Here is a 17,003-nt window from a genome sequence, read left to right on the forward strand (position 1 = left end):
TCCGTATCTCTTGGCGACCGTCCGAGAAGCGCTAAACCGCGCCGCCCCGTCCGGTGAACAGCCCTCTAAGCCTACACCCCCATACCGTCAACCAACTTTTTGCAGTTTTGTTGCGGAATGAGGTTAAATAACTGATTTATAATAGAAACTATCTCAACCACAGAGGTTTGGAACGGTAGCCCCCTGGTCCGCTCCCCTCTTGTGCCGGGAATCACGCTATCGCCCGCCCTCATTGTTTGTTTACTCTGGGACACTAGACGAAAACGCGTACAAACGCCGGAAATGCTTGCGCTATCGAGACCCTGCTAACCATGCCTACCCCGACTCTTTCCGTTGCCATGAGCGTCTACAATGGCGAGCGATTCCTTGCAGAAGCGATCGAAAGCATTCTCGCACAGAGCTTTGCCGACTTCGAATTTCTGATTCTCGATGACGGGTCCACTGATTCCAGCCGCGCCATAATAGAACGCTATGCCGCACGGGATCCGCGCATCCGTCCGTTCGTTCGCGAGAATCGCGGACTGATCGTCAGCCTTAACCAGTTGATCGATGAAGCCCACGCGCCGCTGATCGCCCGTATGGATGCGGACGATATCAGCCTGCCACATCGCTTCGAACGCCAGATCGCCTTTCTCAAAGCCCATCCCGACTATGGCGTCGTGGGCACCTGGACCGAGGATATCGACGAGAACGGCGACAGCTATCCCGTCAACGGCGCGGAACACCCGGTCGATCATGCGGGCCTGCTTCGCGCCATCGCACAATGCGAACCGCTGTTGTGCCATCCCGTCGTGATGTTCCGGCGCGATATTGTGCAGGCCGTTGGCGGATATCATGCCGCGTTCCGCCATTGCGAGGATCTCGACCTGTGGCTGCGGCTCGCCAACCGCACGCAGATGGCCAGCATTCCCGAACGGCTTATCCGGTATCGCCATTACCCTCATCAGGTGTCCAGCCGCCACGCCGTGGAACAGCAAACCGGTGCGGCCATTGCCCGCATGGCCTATCGCGAACGTCTGGCCGGGCGGCCCGACCCGACCGCTACACTCGAGACCCTGCCCCCGCTCGACCGGCTCGACAGCCTGTTTGGCCGGGATGGGGTCACGCACGAAGTGCGCGGGATGATCGCGGGTGCCCTGCTCTATTCCCCGATCGGCATGCGCGGTGCGGGCTTTGAGATGTTGCTGCGCCATCTTGCCGACGGGGGTTCTCATAAAGGGTTGTGGCGCACCGTTGCCCGCCTTTTCCGATTCGGGACCCCGGTTCGTGCGATCCGCCTGGCGAGCGCCTTGTTACGCACGCCCGCCCGGCCGCCACAGCCGCAGACCGAGGCAGCCTGAACCATGTCGATACGCCGCGCCGCGATCTGGTCTGTGTCCGCACAGTATACGGCCTTCGCGATTCAGTTCGCGGCGAGCGTGATCATTTCGCGCTTCTTCCTCCAGCCGGCAGAAGTCGGTCTCTTCTCGATCGCACTCGCTGCGGCGATGATGCTCGCGATCTTTCAGGATATGGGGGTCACCCGCTTCATATCCGGGCAGCCCCAGATGCAACCGGAAGCGCTGGGTGACTATCTTACGCTTACTATAGGTATCGCCTGGTCGGTTGCGGCCATCCTTATTTTCGGGGCACCCTGGTTTGCCGGGTTCTACGACCAGCCGGGCCTGGTGAACCTGCTGCATCTGATTGGCGCATCCTATCTGCTGATTCCCTTCGCCACGGTGTCATCCGCGCTGCTGGTGCGCGATATGGATTTTCGCGGGCTGTTCTGGGTCAACGCAGGCAGCGCGCTGATCGGCAATGTCACCGCCGTGATTCTCGCCGCGCAGGGTTACAGCGCGACTGCACTGGCCTGGGGGGTCGTTGTGACCGCACTGGGCAAAGCCGTGACCGCGCAGGCCATGCGCCCGGTCGCCCCCCGGTGGAAGCCGCGCCGGGACAAAATCGCCCCGCTGCTGCGCTTCGGTTCGGCATCGTTCCTGATCAGCGCCAGCGCGGCGGTGGGCCAGCGATCGCAGGATCTGATCGTCGGGCGCCTGCTGGGCATCACCGCAACCGGGCTGTTCAGCCGGGCCAGCGCCCTGGCCGGGCAGCTTTCCACCCTCGTAACCGGGGCGATCAACAGCGTATTCTATCCGGCCTTCGCGCGTAAACGCGATGCGGGTGAGCCGCTGGCCGAACCCTATCTGCACCTGCTGGCCTGTAACACCGCGCTCAACTGGGCGTCGATGGCGGGGCTGGCCATTTGTGCGGAGCCACTGGTGCGCATTCTTTATGGCAACAACTGGGCGGGTGTCGCGCCCTTGCTGTTCTGGACGGCGATCGGCGAAATGTTGTTCATTGCCATGCCGCTGCAGATGGACATTCCGATCCTGCTGGGGCGCATCCGCACGCTGGTATGGATCAATCTGCTGGAAACTGTCGCGGCTGTGACCATACTGGCCATGGCCAGCATGATCTCGCTCGAGGCCGCCGCGATCAGCCGCGTATTCTACGGCCTTGTCTGGTGGGCAATCTATGCCGCGTTCCTGACCCGTCTGCTTTCGCTGCCCGTGCGCCGGATGGCGCTGATCTATGCGCAGAGCGCGATATCGGCATTGGCCGCCGGGCTACCCATGATCCTGATCCTGCACAGCCAGGGCGCGGCGAACGTCGGTTTGATTGACCTTCTGGCCGGTACCGCCGCAGGTGGGGTGACATGGATTGCCATGCTGTTTGCCTGCCGCCATCCGGCCACGCACGAGATCAGGCTGGCGCTGCACAGTGGCCTGACGCTGGTCAGCCGCCTGCGCCGACGCGGATCATCCGTCTGACCGCAGTCGCGGCATTGGCCCGCGCCTGAATCAGATCGAGCCGCGCCCGGAAGCGATCGGCGCGCGATCCCCGGCGCAGCGCCAGCATAGTCACGGATCGCATCATCTGCGTCCAGTACCAGCGATAGCCAAACAGGCTGGGCAATCCCGAAAGATGATCGGAGACCGCACGATCGCGCCCTTCGCGCGCGGCCCAGCGGGTGAAATAGGCGGGGTCCAGCCGTTCCGCCTGCATCAGGTGCGCAACCGCGAAATCCGGGCAATAATAGCCTTCCGCGCCTTCCGCTTCGAGCCAGGCATTGAGCCAGCGGTCTTCCGCCGTGGCCAAATCAGCGGGATAGGGCCCGGTCGCATCGAACACCCACCGGCGCAGCGCGCAATTGCCCTGTGTCAGCATCCCGCCGAAATCGCGATAGAAGCGCATACGCGCCGTGCCATAATCGATAATGCCCAACACCCCGCCATAGCCGGCGGGCAGCCAGTCCGGCGCTGCGCCCTGCCACAAGGGGCGGCAAGGCCCGGTAATGAAAACCGTGTCCGGCTTTGCAAATTCACGCCGGATCGTCTGCAGCCACTGCGCCCCCACGCGCTCGTCATCGTCAAAGAAAGCGATAATCGGCGCTTCCGCCCGGGCGATGGCGCAGTTCAGCGCGTGCTGGCCGCCGGGCCGCGCCTCGAACAGGGGAACCAGCCGTGGGCCGAAACGCGTGGCCATGCGCGCGATCAGAGCGGCCGTGCCATCCGACGAAGCATTGTCGACCAGCAGGAGCCGAAACTGCACGCCCGTGGCATCGGCCGCGAACAGCGATTCGACGGCCTCTTCCAGAATCGGCGCACGGTTGTGCGTGCGCAACACGATATCGACCGCCAGTTCGTCCATCATCGCATCTGTCCAAACCCGGCATGCCCTGTCAACGCCGTCCCCCTGTGCCTGGCAAGCATTGCTCTTACGCTCCTGAAGCCCCATCTGTCGCCCATGCCACCTGACACACCCAATGGACCACCCCTGAATCGCGCCGATGGTTGGCAGACGCTCAAGCGTTTCCTGCCCTATCTATGGCCGTCGGAAAATCCCGAACTGCGCCATCGCATCACGCTGGCCGTGCTGCTTATTATTGCGGCGAAAGCGGTGACGCTGGCCCTGCCGTTCTTTTACAAGCGCGCCGTCGATGCGATGTCGGGCGATGCCGGACAAGTTGCGACAGTGGCGATGGCCTTTGTGCTGGCCTACGCGCTCGGGCGCTTTACCGGCGTGTTGTTCGATAATCTGCGCAATATCGTGTTCGAACGCGTGGGGCAGGATGCCACACGGGCGCTGGCCGAAGACGTGTTTGCGCGGCTGCATCAGCTTTCGTTGCGGTTCCACTTGTCGCGCCGCACCGGCGAAGTGACCAAAGTGATCGAGCGCGGGACCAAGAGCATCGACGTGATGCTCTATTTCCTGCTGTTCAATGTCGCGCCCACGGCTGTCGAACTGGTTGCCGTGGCGGTGATCTTCTATTTCCAGTTCGGCTGGGGGCTGGTGATTGCCACGGGTCTCGCGGTGCTGGCCTATGCCTATGCCACGCGCACGATCACCGAATGGCGCACCGCGCTGCGCGAGAAGATGAACGATCTCGACGGGCAGGCGATGTCGCGTTCGGTCGATTCGCTGCTCAATTACGAAACGGTCAAATATTTCGGCGCCGAACAGCGCGAGCAGGCACGCTATGCCGAAGCCACGCGCGCTTATGCCCAGGCCGCGGTCAAAAGCGAAAACAGCCTGGGTGTGCTCAACATCGTGCAGGCGCTGATTGTGAACCTGCTGATGGGCGGGGCCATGGCCTATACTGTGTGGGGCTGGTCGCAGGGCAAGCTGACCGTGGGCGATCTGGTCTTCGTCAACACCTACCTCGCGCAGCTGTTCCGCCCGCTCGACATGCTGGGCATGGTCTATCGCACGATCCGCCAAGGATTGATCGACATGGCGGCGATGTTCAAGCTGATGGATACGGCGATTGAAGTGCGCGATGCACCGGGTGCCCCGGCATTGGTGGTGCATCGGCCATCGGTGGTGTTCGACAACGTGACCTTCGGTTACGAGCCCGAACGCACCATCCTGCGCGGGCTGAGCTTCGAGGTGCCCGCCGGCAACCACGTGGCGATTGTCGGGCCTTCGGGCGCAGGCAAGAGCACGATCGCCCGGCTGATCTTCCGGTTCTACGATCCGCAATCGGGGCGCATCCTGATCGACGGGCAGGATATAAGCACGGTCACGCAGGCGTCCCTGCGCGCGGCGCTGGGCATCGTTCCGCAGGATTCGGTGCTGTTCAACGACACCATCGGCTACAACATCGGGTATGGCCGCCATGGCGCGAGCCAGCAGGAGATCGAGGACGCCGCCCGCGCCGCCGCGCTGATGCCGCTGATCGATCGGCTGCCCCAGCATTTCGACACCGAAGTGGGCGAACGCGGATTGAAGCTGTCGGGCGGGGAAAAACAGCGCGTGGCGATTGCCCGCACGCTGGTGAAAAATCCCCCGATCCTGCTGCTCGACGAGGCGACCAGTGCGCTCGACACCCGGACCGAGCAGGACATTCTCGCCACGCTCCACCGGGTGGCGGAAAATCGCACCAGCCTGTCCATCGCGCACCGACTGTCGACCATTGCCGAATCCGATCGCATCTTCGTGCTTAACGACGGGCGGCTGGCGGAACAGGGCACGCATACAGAACTGTTGCGTCACGACGGACTCTATGCAGAAATGTGGGCGCGCCAGCAGGCGGAAAACGACGCGATAGAGCAGGCTGCAGAATAGGAACGGCGATGGGGGACAGGCCCACACAGGTTCAGGGCACACACGACCGGCAACCCCCGGCCGCTCCGGCAGACAGATTCGGCCAGCCCAAGGGCCTGTGGGTTCTTGCCGGCACCGAACTGTGGGATCGCATCTCGTTCCACGGCATGCAGGCCATGCTGGTGCTGTACATGGCGGGCGAACTGCTCAAGCCCGGCCGGATCGAGAAAGTCGCCGGTTTCACCCAGTATCGCGCGGCGGTGGAGGCCGTTACCGGCCCGCTGACCGATCAGGGCATCGCGACGCAGACTTTCGGCCTTTATATGGCGTTGCTGACATTCTTCCCCCTGATCGGCGGGTGGATCGGCGATCGCTGGACCAGCCGCCGCGCTGCGGTGACCATGGGTGCGCTGCTGATGACGGGCGGCCATTTCGCGCTGGCCTTCGATGAAACCTTCCTGCCCGCGCTGCTGCTGCTGATTCTGGGTGCGGGGTTGCTGCGCGGCAATCTCAAGGCGCAGGTCAAATCGCTCTATGCCGAAGGCGACAGGCGACTGGCCGATGCGTTTCAGGTTTACAGCTTCGTGGTCAATTTCGGCGCGTTCATCGCCCCGATCGTGACCGGGATCGTCGCCAAGTATTATGGCTGGCATGCCGGGTTCGCGGTGGCCGGGTTCGGCATGCTGATCGGGCTCTTCGTCTATCTGTTCGGATCGCGGCACTTGCCCGCCGATCAGGCCAAGCGCGTGGCGATGCAACGCGGCACGCTGACCGCCACAGAGAAGCGCAATGTCATCGGGCTGTTCATGATGTGGCCGGTCTCGCTGTGTTTCTGGACGGCGCAGGCGCAGATCTGGAATGTCTACAACCTGTGGGTGCGCGATCATGTGAACCTGCGGCTGGGCAGTTTCGAAGTGCCGGTGCCGTGGATGCAGTCGCTCGACGGATTGGCCCCCGCGCTGTTTATCCCGCTGGTCGTCTGGTATTGGCGGCAGCAGGCCAAACGCGGGACCGAACCCGACATCTTCACCAAGATGGGGATCGGCTGCGTGATCTTTGCGCTGGGCGTTCTATGGCTGGCCGCCGCGCCTGCGGTATCAAACGCCGATGGCCGCGCGCCGCTGCTGTGGCCGGTCATGTTTCATCTGATCTCGAATCTCGGCGCGGTCTATTTCTCGCCGGTGATGCTGGCGCTATATGCCAGCCGTGCCCCGGCGGCATGGCGCGGCACCATGCTGGGTATCGAAGCGCTGGCCGCCTCTGCCGCCAGCCTGCTCAGCGGGTATATGGGCGGGTGGTACGAATTTATGAGCCCCACCCGGTTCTGGACGATCAATGCGGCCATCGTAGGCGGTGCCGGGCTGGCGGTGCTGGTACTGCGCGGGCCGCTGGCGCGTTATTTCGGGCCGGAGCAGGAATTGCCGGAACCGGACGGGGCAACGCTGCCCGCCTGATACGGCCGCCTGATATCTGATGCCCCGCCGGTGTGGCGCGCCTAGCGCTTCACCACATCGGCTTCGTGCCAGACCACGGCCTGCGCCGCCTTCATGCAGTTTTCCGCGACGTCCCAGTTGATCGTGGGCGAACCATAGAGACGCCAGCCCTGTGCCAGAGCCTCCGACACGCGTTCGCAAAAGGCGCGATCGTCCTTGCCGGTCAGCAGACGATAGACCGGACGGTCTTCGGGGGTCTGGTATATCGTCACGATCGCGCTCCTCGGTTCAGAGGATATATTTGCTGAGATCGCTGTCGCCCGCAAGGCCGGCCAGCCGGTCGCGAACATAGGTCGCGTCGACCGTCACAGTCGCGCCCTTGCGGTCTTCGGCCTCGAAACTGAGGTCTTCCAGCAGCTTTTCCATCACCGTCTGCAGACGGCGGGCCCCGATGTTCTCCACGCTTTCGTTCACTTGCGCGGCGATACGGGCCACTTCGCGCACCGCATCGGGGGTGATGTCCAGCGTCACCTCTTCCGTGCCGAGCAGCGCCTTGTACTGATGCACGAGATTGGCGCGCGTGTCCGACAGGATTGCCACGAAATCTTCCTCGCTCAGCGCCTTCAGCTCCACCCGGATCGGCAGGCGGCCCTGCAATTCGGGCAACATGTCGCTGGGCTTGGCCACATGGAACGCACCGCTGGCGATGAACAGGACATGGTCCGTCTTCATCGGCCCATACTTGGTGGCGACCGTCGTCCCCTCGATCAGGGGCAGCAGATCGCGCTGCACCCCTTCGCGGCTGACCGACCCGCCACGCACATCGGATACGGCGATCTTGTCGATTTCATCGAGAAACACGATGCCGTTGGTTTCGGCATTGGCCAGCGCGACCCGGGCGACATCGTCCTGATCCATGCGCTTTTCCGATTCTTCATCGACCAGCTTGTCCCACGCATCGGGCACCTTGAGCTTGCGCCGCTTTTTCGGTGCACCACCAAAAGCCTTGCCCATGATATCGCTGAGATTGATCATGCCGACATTGCCGCCCATGCCGGGCAGTTCCATCGGCATCGAGGGGGCATCCTCCACCTCGATTTCGACCTCGGTATCGTTCATCGCATTCTGCACGATCCGCTGGCGGAAGCTTTCGCGTGTCGCCTCGCTGGCATTTTCGCCGACCAGGGCATGCAACAGCCGGTCCATCGCGGCTTTGGATGCGGCCTCGCGCACCGCTTCGCGGCGGCGATCCTTTTCCAGCCGAATCGCATCTTCCGCCAGATCGCGGGCGATCTGTTCGACATCGCGGCCGACATAGCCCACTTCGGTGAACTTGGTCGCCTCGACTTTCACGAACGGTGCATCGGCCAGCTTGGCAAGGCGGCGGCTGATCTCGGTCTTGCCGCAGCCCGTCGGCCCGATCATCAGGATGTTCTTGGGGGTCACTTCATCGCGCAAGTCCGCATCGAGGCGCTGACGCCTCCAGCGGTTGCGCAGGGCCACGGCCACAGCGCGCTTGGCTTCGGCCTGCCCAATAATGTGTTCGTCCAATGCGGCGACGATCGCCTTCGGCGTGAGATTGTCGTTCATGAATGGCCCGTGCAATGAATCAGATGGTTTCGACCGTGACGCGGTCGTTGGTGAAGACGCAGATATCGGCGGCAACGGCCATGGCCTTGCGCGCGATCGTTTCCGCGTCCGTTTCGTAACTGTCGATGCCGCGCGCTGCGGCCAGCGCATAGTTGCCGCCCGATCCGATCGCGGTGATCTGCGAATCGCCGGTGCCTTCGGGTTCCAGCACATCGCCATTGCCGGTCAGCACCAGCAGGGCGTCCTTGTCCGCCACGATCATCAGGGCTTCGAGATTGCGCAAGTATTTGTCGGTGCGCCAGTCCTTGGCCAGTTCCACCGCCGCGCGCATCAATTGCCCGCGATGCTGTTCCAGCTTACGTTCCAGCCGTTCGAACAGGGTAAAGGCGTCGGCCGTCGCCCCGGCGAAACCGGCAATCACATGGCCGCCTTCCCCGATGCGCCGCACCTTGCGGGCGTTGGGCTTCATCACTGTGTTGCCCATGGAAACCTGACCATCGCCGGCGATCACGGTCTTGCCGTTTTTCCTGACGCCGATGATGGTTGTGCCGTGCCACTGAATCAGGCCGTGGCTGCTGTCGGAATGCTCGTTCATGATGGCGGGGATATGGGTTCCGCCCAACCCGTGTTCAAGCACCCGTGTTCAGGCACCTGTACATTCCGGTGCCCGACTGCACAAGCAGCCGGGCAACCCCGATCAGCTGCCCGAAGGGGCGGCTGCGCCCACTGCGCCGATATTGCCGAACAGATCTTCGAAGAACGAACGATCCTTGCCGAGAACCGGCGTCTTGTCGCCTTCCGGATCCAGCTTGACCACGCGTTCCATGCCCGAACGCTCGGTCGAGATCACGTTGCCACGCGGATCGAAATGCACCGCGAACACCGAATGATCCTTGATCTTGGGCGAACGGAACGGCTTCTGGCGCGTGTCACTGGTGACGTAATACCAGGTGTCGGCGCCAAATTTGCTGGCGAACGTCGGACGACCCAAAGAGCCTTCGACCGACGACTTGTTATCGATTCCCGGTTGCACCGAATTGAGCAGGACATCTTCCGCAACATAGCCGCGCTTGTCCTTGATCGTGGTGCAGCCCGCCGTCAGCGTAGCCGCCGCAAGCGCCGCAACCAGCCCGATCCGCCCGAAAGCCTTCATCACTGCATCTCCGATTCATTACGCTACAGAGCTGATTGCGTCGTCGCAACGGCTCCTATACGGGCCTGAGCCTTAAGGCCCAAAGGCCCGCCGTGCAATGGCGCTTGACGCCGACGCTTTGAATTGTCCCTGAATGACGGAGACACGCCGCATCATGTCCCTGCTTTCCCGCCTGTTCGGCACCCGTAACGATCCGCGCGACGCGATGCGCCCGTTGTGGCACCGCGTCGTGGAAATCTCGCGCGAGAAACAATGGTACGCGGACTATGGCGTGGCCGACACGGTCGCCGGACGGTTTGACATGATCAGTGCGATTCTGTGCGTGGTGCTGATCCGGCTGGAACAGAATCCGGAATTGAAACTTGAACCCGTGGCGCTGACCGAACTGTTCGTCGACGACATGGATGGCCAATTGCGCCAGTCCGGCGTGGGCGATGTCGTGGTGGGCAAACATATCGGCCGCCTGATGTCCGTGCTGGGCGGCCGGTTGGGTGCCTATCGCGATGCGCTGGCGCAAGCGGACGATACCGCGCTGCGCGGCGCGATCGAACGCAATCTCACCTTGGTGGACGGGGCCGAACCTGCGAAAACGGCCGTGGCCCTGCGCGCCTTTCATCAGGCCGTGGCCGCGCTGGAAGAAACGGACCTGCTGGCAGGGAGGATCGCACGATGAACGATAACACGGCAGACCACACCGAATTTTCCCGCCCGGTCGAACGCGCCCGGATGGGGGACGGCCTGCGTCATCTGGTGGCCGATGCAAACGAACGGGCCGCACTGGCCCGGCGTTTCGGGCTTGTTTCAGTGGACCGGCTGGACGCGAACATCACGCTGGATGCGCAAGGCGATGTGGTGACCGCCACCGGAACGATGCGCGCCGATTTCGTGCAGAGCTGCGCCGTATCGGGCGATGATCTGCCGGTCAGCGTGGAAGAGCCTGTGGCCTTCCGCTTCGTCCCCCATGGCACCTACCATCCCGACGAAGAGGTCGAACTGTCCGAAGACGATTGCGATTCGATCGAATACAACGGCATCGCGTTCGATCTGGGCGAAGCGATTGCGCAAGGTCTGGCGCTGGCGATCGATCCCTATGCCACCGGTCCCAATGCCGATCAGGCCCGCAAGGACGCCGGACTGCTGGATGAAAGCCAGACGGGCCCGTTCGCGGCACTGGCCGCGCTGAAGGGCGGCAAGAAAGACTGACATGGAAACGCCGGGTTGGGCAATCGCGCCAACCCGGTATCGTGGCCATGGCAGGCGCCGCACACAAGAACGGCGCCGTTACCGGGTTCAGAACGGGATATCGTCGTCGAAATCGTCGCTGAAGCCACCGCCGGAAGATTTGCCGCCGCCGCCCGAGCCGCCACCGAAGCCACCGCCCGAACCGCCGCCTTGATCCCAGCCGCCGCCGGATGAACCGCCGCCGCGATCATTGCCGCCGCCGAAGCCGCCGCCACGCTGGCCGCCACCACCGCCACCGCCGCCGCCTTGGGCGCCATCGAGCATGGTCATCACCGCGCCGGGGCCCTGCAGAACGATTTCCGTGGTGTAGCGGTCATTGCCCGACTGGTCCTGCCACTTGCGGGTGCGCAGCTGGCCTTCGATATAGACCTTGCTGCCCTTGCGCAGGAAGCGTTCGGCCACGCCGGCCAGCCCTTCGGAAAAGATCGCGACCGAATGCCATTCGGTACGTTCCTGCCGTTCACCGCTGTTGCGGTCTTTCCAGCTTTCCGAGGTGGCAATGCGCAGATTGCAGACTTTGCCCCCGTTCTGGAAACTGCGGACTTCCGGATCGGCGCCAAGGTTACCGACCAGAATGACCTTGTTGACGCTGCCTGCCATGAAAACTCTGCCTCTCTACAATCCTAGCGCCACGGCGCTCCAATAGGTGATTCCCGCAAAGATGTAGGCGAGAGCAAAGAGGTAGAGCAACATGAAGACGGGCCATTTCCACCCGTTTGTTTCACGCCTCGCCACGGCAATGGTGGAAAGGCACTGCGGCGCGAAGACGAACCACGCGAGGAAGGCCAGTGCCGTGGGCAGGCTCCACCGCGAAGACAGCTTTTCACCCAGCGCCAGCGCGGCTTCATCCTCGTTTTCGGCGCCGACCGCATAAGTCGTGGCCAGCGACGATACCGCCACTTCGCGGGCTGCCATGGCCGGAACCAGCGCCAGTGCAATTTCGTGATTGAAGCCGATCGGTTTGACCACCACCTCGATCCCGCTGGCGATGCGCCCGGCAACCGAGACTTCGACCTGGCTTTCCCCCGGCCCGGCCTTGGGGAAGCTGAGCAGCAGCCACAACAGCACGGTAACCGTGAAAATAATCGTGCCCGCGCGGCGCAGGAAGATCCACGCGCGCTGCCACAGGCCGATCGCCATGTCGCGCAGGCGCGGCATCTGGTATTTCGGCATTTCCATGATGAAGCCGCTGGCCTGACCGCGCGTCACCGAACGGCGCAGGATGAGGGCCACCACCATCGCGCCGACAATCCCGGCGAGATAGAGCCCGAACAGCACCAGCCCCTGCAGGCCAATGCCCGGCCCGACTTTGGTATTGGGGATGAACGCCGCAATAATCACCGCATAGACCGGCAGACGGGCCGAACAGGTCATCAGCGGGGCGACGAGGATCGTGGTCAGCCGGTCTTTCGGATCGGCGATCGAACGGGTCGCCATGATGCCCGGAATCGCGCAGGCGAAACTGGACAGCAAGGGGATGAAACTGCGTCCCGACAGGCCGACATAGGCCATCAGGCGATCCATCAGAAATGCCGCGCGGGCCATATAGCCGCTGGCTTCCATCGCCAGAATGAAGGCAAACAGGATGACGATCTGGGGCAGGAACACGATCACCGAGCCAACCCCGTTCAGCACGCCCTGCGTCAGGAAATCATGCAGGAAGCCGAGCACGCCTGCGGGCAGAATATTCGCCAGAAAACTGTTGGGCAGCGTCGCATCGACCCAGGCAATGGCCCAGCCGATCACGCTTTCCAGCGCATCGGCAAACGGGGTGGCCCAGGCAAACACCGCCTGAAACATGACGAACAGCAGCGCCAGCAGGATAACCGGCCCGATCCACGGATTGAGCAGGATATTGTCCAGCCGCGAATGCAGCCGATGCTGTGCGGTTTCCGACAGAATCGCGCCCTGCGCGATATTGTGCGCGGTGAGGCGGCGTTCGGGCAAGGTGATGTGCGGGCGCGGATGCCCTTCGGGTTCCAGCAAGGCGGAGCGTTCCGCCGTTTCGATCGCGGCGGCCAGTTCGGCCAGCCCACGGCGACGCACCGCCACGGTTTCGATCACCGGCACACCCAGTGCCTGTTCCAGTGCCTTGGCATCCAGCACCAGGCCATCGCGCTCTGCCAGATCGACCATATTGAGCGCGACCAGCGTCGGTCGGCCCAGTTCGATGATTTCCTGTGCGAAGACGAGATGCTGTTCGAGATTGGACGCATCGAGCACGACGACCATCACATCGGGCTGCGCCTCGCCGGGGAATTCACCCATCACGACCTTGCGCGTGACTTCCTCGTCCGGGCTGGCCGCGTCGAGCGCGTAGGAACCGGGCAAATCGATCAGTTCCACCGGTTCGCCCGATGGCAGCGTGAGCCGCCCGGCTTTGCGTTCCACAGTCACGCCGGGATAGTTGGCGATTTTCTGACGGGCACCGGTCAGCGCGTTAAACAGCGCGCTTTTGCCCGCATTCGGATTGCCGACGAGCGCGGCCCTGCGCAAACGCATCAGAGTGCCTCCACCTGCATGGCCCGGGCATGCGCACGGCGAATAGCCACAGTCATGCGCCCGACCATCACAGACAAGGGATCGCGACCGGCAAAGACGCCGCGATGCGACACCGCCACCCGCGCACCTTCATCAAGCCCCATGGCGCGAAGCCGCCGCGCTTCATCAGGATCAAGCACGGACCAGTCGACACCCGTCACACGGGCGCGAATTCCGATGGGTAACTCTTCCAGTGTCATGAAAACCCGCTGCCAGATCGCCCGGTATATTGCAACTAAATCGCATTAATGCGGCGCGCGAAAAAGCGATCAGCGATTGGGGTAACGCAAGCGCCCCAGAAAACGGGCCATGCTGAAGCGTTGTTCCGGCGGCAAGGTCATACGGGCCTTGGCTTTTTCAAACCGGATGATCCCGGCAATCCGACGATCGAGGAATGCCGCGGTATCAGCCTTGCCCTCGCTCGCATCGTCGATGAATACCGCCAGTGTCGCGGCATAGACCCCGGCCAGGATCGTACGCTTGGTATAATGGTTGTAATCGCTCGTCCGGTCACCGGCGAGCCGCCACATCACATCGGCGCTGGCCCAGCCGCGGCGCAGGGCAGCAGCGGCATTCTGCGGCATGGCGAGAATAGCCAGCGCGCGCCGCACCGCTTCCTCGTGCCCGGCCACCGCATCCAGCCGGAACTGCACCAACCGCCGGATTCGTTCGCGCACCGAAAGGTCGGCCAGCGTGCTGGCGGGCAAGGCCTGCGCCATGGCGGCATCGATTCCTTCGATCCAGGCCGTGATCATCTGCAGCGCCCCATCGGGGAAGGCAAATTGCGCCACCGCGCGATCGATCCCGGCGGAATCCGCCGCCGCATCAAGCGCGGCTTCGCCCCACCCGTCAAACACCGCATTTTCGGCAATCCCCGGGGCCAACAGCGCGCGGATATCATCCAGTGTCAGATCTTCGACAGCAGCAACCTGCGCCATATCAGAAACGGGGCCCGTAGACCGACCCGGCCGGCGCACCAGTGGCGGCAGGCTTGGCCCGCGCCTGTATTTCGGTCAGCGTGGCGCTGTTTTCGCCCTGCAATCGGGCATAATCGCGGGCCGAACGCCCCGAATTGTCCGGACGATCGGCATCCGCCCCCGCTTTCAGCAGAGCGCGCATGATACCGATATCTTTCTGGTGGACGGCGGAAATCAGCGGGGTTTCGCCGGTATCGTTGGCATCGTTCACCCGCGCGCCCGCATCGATCAGCGCATTCACACCATCCACGAAGCTCAACCGGGCGGCCACCACCAGCGGCGTCACCCCGTGTTTGTCGCCAATATTGGGATTGGCCCCACGCTGCAGCATGAACTGGGTCCACAACAGATCGCGCCGGGCCACCGCGATAAGCAGCCCGGTTTGCCCCGTGGTGACATCGCGGGTGTTGACAATCGTTGTGCCGGGTTCGTTCAGATACTTGGTCGCGGTGTCGCCATCCGCTTTCTTTACGGCTTCGAGAAACTTGTAACTGTCGGAAAACTGGGCATGCGATACGGCAGGCGCCGCCAGCAGGGCCGCGCCCAACGCGCTGGCAAAAACCCGCTTGAGCCCCAGCGTCCGTCTTGTCCAAGACTTGCCCGTTGCCACCGCACACTCTCCTTCAAAAAACCCGGAATGAGGACTCGCCTCTTGCCGTATCGGGGTTAGCAGAGCATGAACCCCAGCGCCATGATCAAGCATATGTTTCCTGCGCTTTGCCTGCCGCTCGCCCTTGTCCTTGCCGGATGCGAGATGTCGGGCGACAGCCCCACCGGCAAACCCCCGCTCGAAGGCGCGCGTATCGGCGGGCCTTTCACACTGGTCGACAAGAACGGCAAAACGGTGAAATGGTCCGATTTCGACGGGCGTTATCGCATCGTCTACTTCGGTTATGCCTATTGCCCGGACGTTTGCCCGTTCGACATGCAGAAGCTGATGCAGGGCTTCGCCAAATTCGCCAAGGCACACCCCGATCTGGCCGACGATGTCCAGCCGATTTTCATCACGATCGATCCAGCGCGCGATACGCCGCAAGTGATCGGGGAATTCACCAGCGCCTTTTCCGACCGGCTGCTGGGCCTGACCGGCACGAATGACGAGATCAAGTCTGCGGCCAAGGCTTTCGGCGTCTATTATGCCAAAGGGAAAACCTCGCCCGGCGGTGGCTATCTGATGGATCACACGCGCGGCACTTACCTGATGGGGCGCAAGGGCGAACCCATCGCACTCGTTCCCATCGATGGCGGCCCTGATGCGGTCGCGGCGGATTTGGCCAAATGGATACACTGAGACCGCAATTCTGGACCCTGCCGCTGACCGCGCTGACCCGTGCCGAATGGGAAGCCTTGTGCGACGGCTGCGGGCAATGCTGCCTGCACAAGCTGGAAGATGACGATACCGGCGAAATCCTGCCCACCAATGTCGCTTGCAAACTGCTCGATACCGGCACGGCGCAATGCAAGGATTACCGCAATCGCAAGGCCTATGTGCCCGATTGCCTGCGCCTGACCATGCGCAATGTGGCGGACCAGCACTGGCTGCCGCGCACCTGCGCCTATCGCCTGCGCGCCGAAGGCGATCCCCTGCCCAGTTGGCATTACCTGATATCCGGCAGCCGCGAGACCGTGCGCGAAGCGGGCATTTCGGTGATCGGCCGGGTGATCTGCGAAACCGAGGCCGGGCCGCTGGAACACCATCTGGTCGACTGGCCCGATGCTGGGGACCAGCAGGCCTTCGGAGACTGGGAAGCGTGATCGACTGGCTGCGTCGCGACCGGCAGCCACCCACAGTCATTCTGGCGGGGCAAACCGTGCCGGTTGTTCTGCGCCGCCATGCCCGCACCCGCCGGATGACCCTGCGGCTCGCGCCCGATGGCAGTGAAGTACGGGTCACCCTGCCGCAATGGGGCCGCACCGCCGACGCCGTAGACTTCGCCCGATCGCGTATCGCCTGGCTGGAAAGCCAGTTCGCCCGCATTCCGGTTGCCGCGCCCCCCGGGCTGGCGGCACGCTGCGCTATTGCGGGCAGGATCTGCAGATCGCCTGGGCGCCCCATCATCCGCGCAAACCGCGCCTGGCCGATGACGCCTTGTTGATCGGCGGCCCGGAAACCGGACTGGAAGCGCGCCTGCGCCGATGGCTGGAACAGGAAGCGCTGATGCTTATGGGGCAGGATCTGGGCGATTATTGCCAACATGCGGGTGTCGCCGTGCCTGCCCTGCGCCTGTCCCGCGCGCAACGCCGCTGGGGCAGTTGCGCGGGCGATGGCACGATTCGCCTCAACTGGCGGCTGGTACAGGCCCCCGCCGCTGTGCGCCGGTCCGTTGTTGCCCATGAAGTGGCCCATCTCGTCCATTTCGACCATTCGCCCGCCTTCCACGCGCTGCTCGACGCGATCTTCGAAGACGATCTCGATGCCGCGAATGGCTGGCTCCGCCGCGAAGGACGCAGTCTCTACACCGCGTTCGGCTAAAGCTG

At 63.2% G+C, this 17,003-nt stretch carries 20 protein-coding genes; 10 read left to right on the forward strand and 10 right to left on the reverse strand.

All coding sequences use genetic code 11. The features are described 5' to 3' along the window. The first annotated feature begins 311 nt into the window (after window positions 1-311). Together EGO55_RS07830 and EGO55_RS07835 are read left to right on the forward strand one after the other, a co-directional pair. Window positions 312-1,340, forward strand: a complete 1,029-nt coding sequence (locus EGO55_RS07830; protein WP_021689986.1) for a glycosyltransferase — start codon at window positions 312-314, stop codon at window positions 1,338-1,340. Between the two features lie 3 nt (window positions 1,341-1,343). Beyond that, window positions 1,344-2,813: an oligosaccharide flippase family protein gene (locus EGO55_RS07835; RefSeq protein WP_021689985.1), complete on the forward strand. Its 1,470-nt coding sequence runs from the start codon at window positions 1,344-1,346 to the stop codon at window positions 2,811-2,813. On the opposite strand, the gene EGO55_RS07840 is transcribed toward EGO55_RS07835, so the two are convergent. Beyond that, window positions 2,779-3,696, reverse strand: coding sequence for a glycosyltransferase family 2 protein (locus tag EGO55_RS07840; RefSeq protein ID WP_021689984.1), 918 nt, complete (start codon window positions 3,694-3,696; stop codon window positions 2,779-2,781). The two genes, EGO55_RS07835 and EGO55_RS07840, sit on opposite strands and share 35 nt — an antisense overlap. Before the next feature lie 93 nt (window positions 3,697-3,789). Between EGO55_RS07840 and EGO55_RS07845 the strand changes: the two genes are divergently transcribed. Both EGO55_RS07845 and EGO55_RS07850 read left to right on the forward strand, forming a co-directional pair. Further along, complete coding sequence (locus tag EGO55_RS07845) at window positions 3,790-5,610, forward strand: ABCB family ABC transporter ATP-binding protein/permease (protein WP_021689983.1); 1,821 nt, start codon at window positions 3,790-3,792, stop codon at window positions 5,608-5,610. An 8-nt stretch (window positions 5,611-5,618) separates the two neighbouring features. After that, window positions 5,619-7,043 carry a peptide MFS transporter gene (locus EGO55_RS07850; protein ID WP_021689982.1) on the forward strand — a complete coding sequence of 475 codons (1,425 nt, stop codon included), beginning with the start codon at window positions 5,619-5,621 and terminating at the stop codon, window positions 7,041-7,043. A 41-nt stretch (window positions 7,044-7,084) separates the two neighbouring features. Here EGO55_RS07850 and EGO55_RS07855 read toward each other — a convergent pair whose 3' ends face one another. The 4 genes from EGO55_RS07855 to EGO55_RS07870 all read right to left on the reverse strand — a co-directional run bounded on the left by EGO55_RS07855 (window position 7,085) and on the right by EGO55_RS07870 (window position 9,765). Beyond that, entirely contained in the window at window positions 7,085-7,288 is a 204-nt protein-coding gene (locus EGO55_RS07855; RefSeq protein ID WP_040715539.1) for a DUF1737 domain-containing protein, read from the reverse strand. Between the two features lie 22 nt (window positions 7,289-7,310). Continuing rightward, window positions 7,311-8,612 (reverse strand): ATP-dependent protease ATPase subunit HslU, encoded by a 1,302-nt coding sequence (gene hslU / locus EGO55_RS07860; protein ID WP_021689980.1) that lies wholly within the window; start codon window positions 8,610-8,612, stop codon window positions 7,311-7,313. 19 nt (window positions 8,613-8,631) lie between these two features. Next, window positions 8,632-9,207, reverse strand: coding sequence for an ATP-dependent protease subunit HslV (gene hslV / locus EGO55_RS07865; protein ID WP_040715536.1), 576 nt, complete (start codon window positions 9,205-9,207; stop codon window positions 8,632-8,634). A gap of 102 nt (window positions 9,208-9,309) precedes the next feature. Further along, entirely contained in the window at window positions 9,310-9,765 is a 456-nt protein-coding gene (locus EGO55_RS07870) for an outer membrane protein assembly factor BamE (RefSeq protein ID WP_021689978.1), read from the reverse strand. A gap of 154 nt (window positions 9,766-9,919) precedes the next feature. On the opposite strand from EGO55_RS07870, the gene EGO55_RS07875 reads away from it, so the two are divergent. Together EGO55_RS07875 and EGO55_RS07880 are read left to right on the forward strand one after the other, a co-directional pair. Beyond that, window positions 9,920-10,438: a ubiquinol-cytochrome C chaperone family protein gene (locus EGO55_RS07875; protein WP_040715534.1), complete on the forward strand. Its 519-nt coding sequence runs from the start codon at window positions 9,920-9,922 to the stop codon at window positions 10,436-10,438. Beyond that, window positions 10,435-10,968: a YceD family protein gene (locus tag EGO55_RS07880; RefSeq protein WP_021689976.1), complete on the forward strand. Its 534-nt coding sequence runs from the start codon at window positions 10,435-10,437 to the stop codon at window positions 10,966-10,968. The genes EGO55_RS07875 and EGO55_RS07880 overlap by 4 nt, the downstream gene beginning before the upstream one ends. 87 nt (window positions 10,969-11,055) lie before the next feature. Here the strand turns inward: EGO55_RS07880 and ssb are convergent, their stop codons facing one another. The 5 genes from ssb to EGO55_RS07905 all read right to left on the reverse strand — a co-directional run bounded on the left by ssb (window position 11,056) and on the right by EGO55_RS07905 (window position 15,135). Then, on the reverse strand, window positions 11,056-11,607 hold the full coding sequence (ssb, locus tag EGO55_RS07885) for a single-stranded DNA-binding protein (protein ID WP_021689975.1): 552 nt from the start codon (window positions 11,605-11,607) through the stop codon (window positions 11,056-11,058). 15 nt (window positions 11,608-11,622) lie between these two features. Then, window positions 11,623-13,509 (reverse strand): ferrous iron transporter B, encoded by a 1,887-nt coding sequence (feoB, locus tag EGO55_RS07890; protein WP_021689974.1) that lies wholly within the window; start codon window positions 13,507-13,509, stop codon window positions 11,623-11,625. Then, window positions 13,509-13,748: a FeoA family protein gene (locus tag EGO55_RS07895; protein ID WP_021689973.1), complete on the reverse strand. Its 240-nt coding sequence runs from the start codon at window positions 13,746-13,748 to the stop codon at window positions 13,509-13,511. Before EGO55_RS07895 ends, feoB begins: the two co-directional genes overlap by 1 nt. A gap of 69 nt (window positions 13,749-13,817) precedes the next feature. Continuing rightward, window positions 13,818-14,486, reverse strand: a complete 669-nt coding sequence (locus EGO55_RS07900) for a COQ9 family protein (RefSeq protein WP_021689972.1) — start codon at window positions 14,484-14,486, stop codon at window positions 13,818-13,820. Window position 14,487: 1 nt separating this feature from the next. Then, entirely contained in the window at window positions 14,488-15,135 is a 648-nt protein-coding gene (locus EGO55_RS07905) for an ankyrin repeat domain-containing protein (protein ID WP_021689971.1), read from the reverse strand. A gap of 93 nt (window positions 15,136-15,228) precedes the next feature. Here EGO55_RS07905 and EGO55_RS07910 point away from each other — a divergent pair, with 93 nt between their 5' ends. From EGO55_RS07910 to EGO55_RS21625, 4 genes are read left to right on the forward strand one after another with little or no spacing between them, the layout of a single operon-like run. After that, on the forward strand, window positions 15,229-15,816 hold the full coding sequence (locus tag EGO55_RS07910; protein WP_210766670.1) for an SCO family protein: 588 nt from the start codon (window positions 15,229-15,231) through the stop codon (window positions 15,814-15,816). Beyond that, window positions 15,804-16,280, forward strand: coding sequence for a YcgN family cysteine cluster protein (locus tag EGO55_RS07915; RefSeq protein WP_021689969.1), 477 nt, complete (start codon window positions 15,804-15,806; stop codon window positions 16,278-16,280). Before EGO55_RS07910 ends, EGO55_RS07915 begins: the two co-directional genes overlap by 13 nt. Further along, on the forward strand, window positions 16,277-16,621 hold the full coding sequence (locus EGO55_RS21620; protein ID WP_244925494.1) for a M48 family metallopeptidase: 345 nt from the start codon (window positions 16,277-16,279) through the stop codon (window positions 16,619-16,621). Before EGO55_RS07915 ends, EGO55_RS21620 begins: the two co-directional genes overlap by 4 nt. Then, window positions 16,564-16,998, forward strand: coding sequence for a M48 family metallopeptidase (locus EGO55_RS21625; RefSeq protein ID WP_244925491.1), 435 nt, complete (start codon window positions 16,564-16,566; stop codon window positions 16,996-16,998). The genes EGO55_RS21620 and EGO55_RS21625 overlap by 58 nt, the downstream gene beginning before the upstream one ends. Window positions 16,999-17,003: the final 5 nt, after the last annotated feature.

Origin of the sequence: Caenibius tardaugens NBRC 16725, from assembly GCF_003860345.1 — a bacterium.
GTDB classification, from domain to species: Bacteria; Pseudomonadota; Alphaproteobacteria; order Sphingomonadales; family Sphingomonadaceae; genus Caenibius; species Caenibius tardaugens.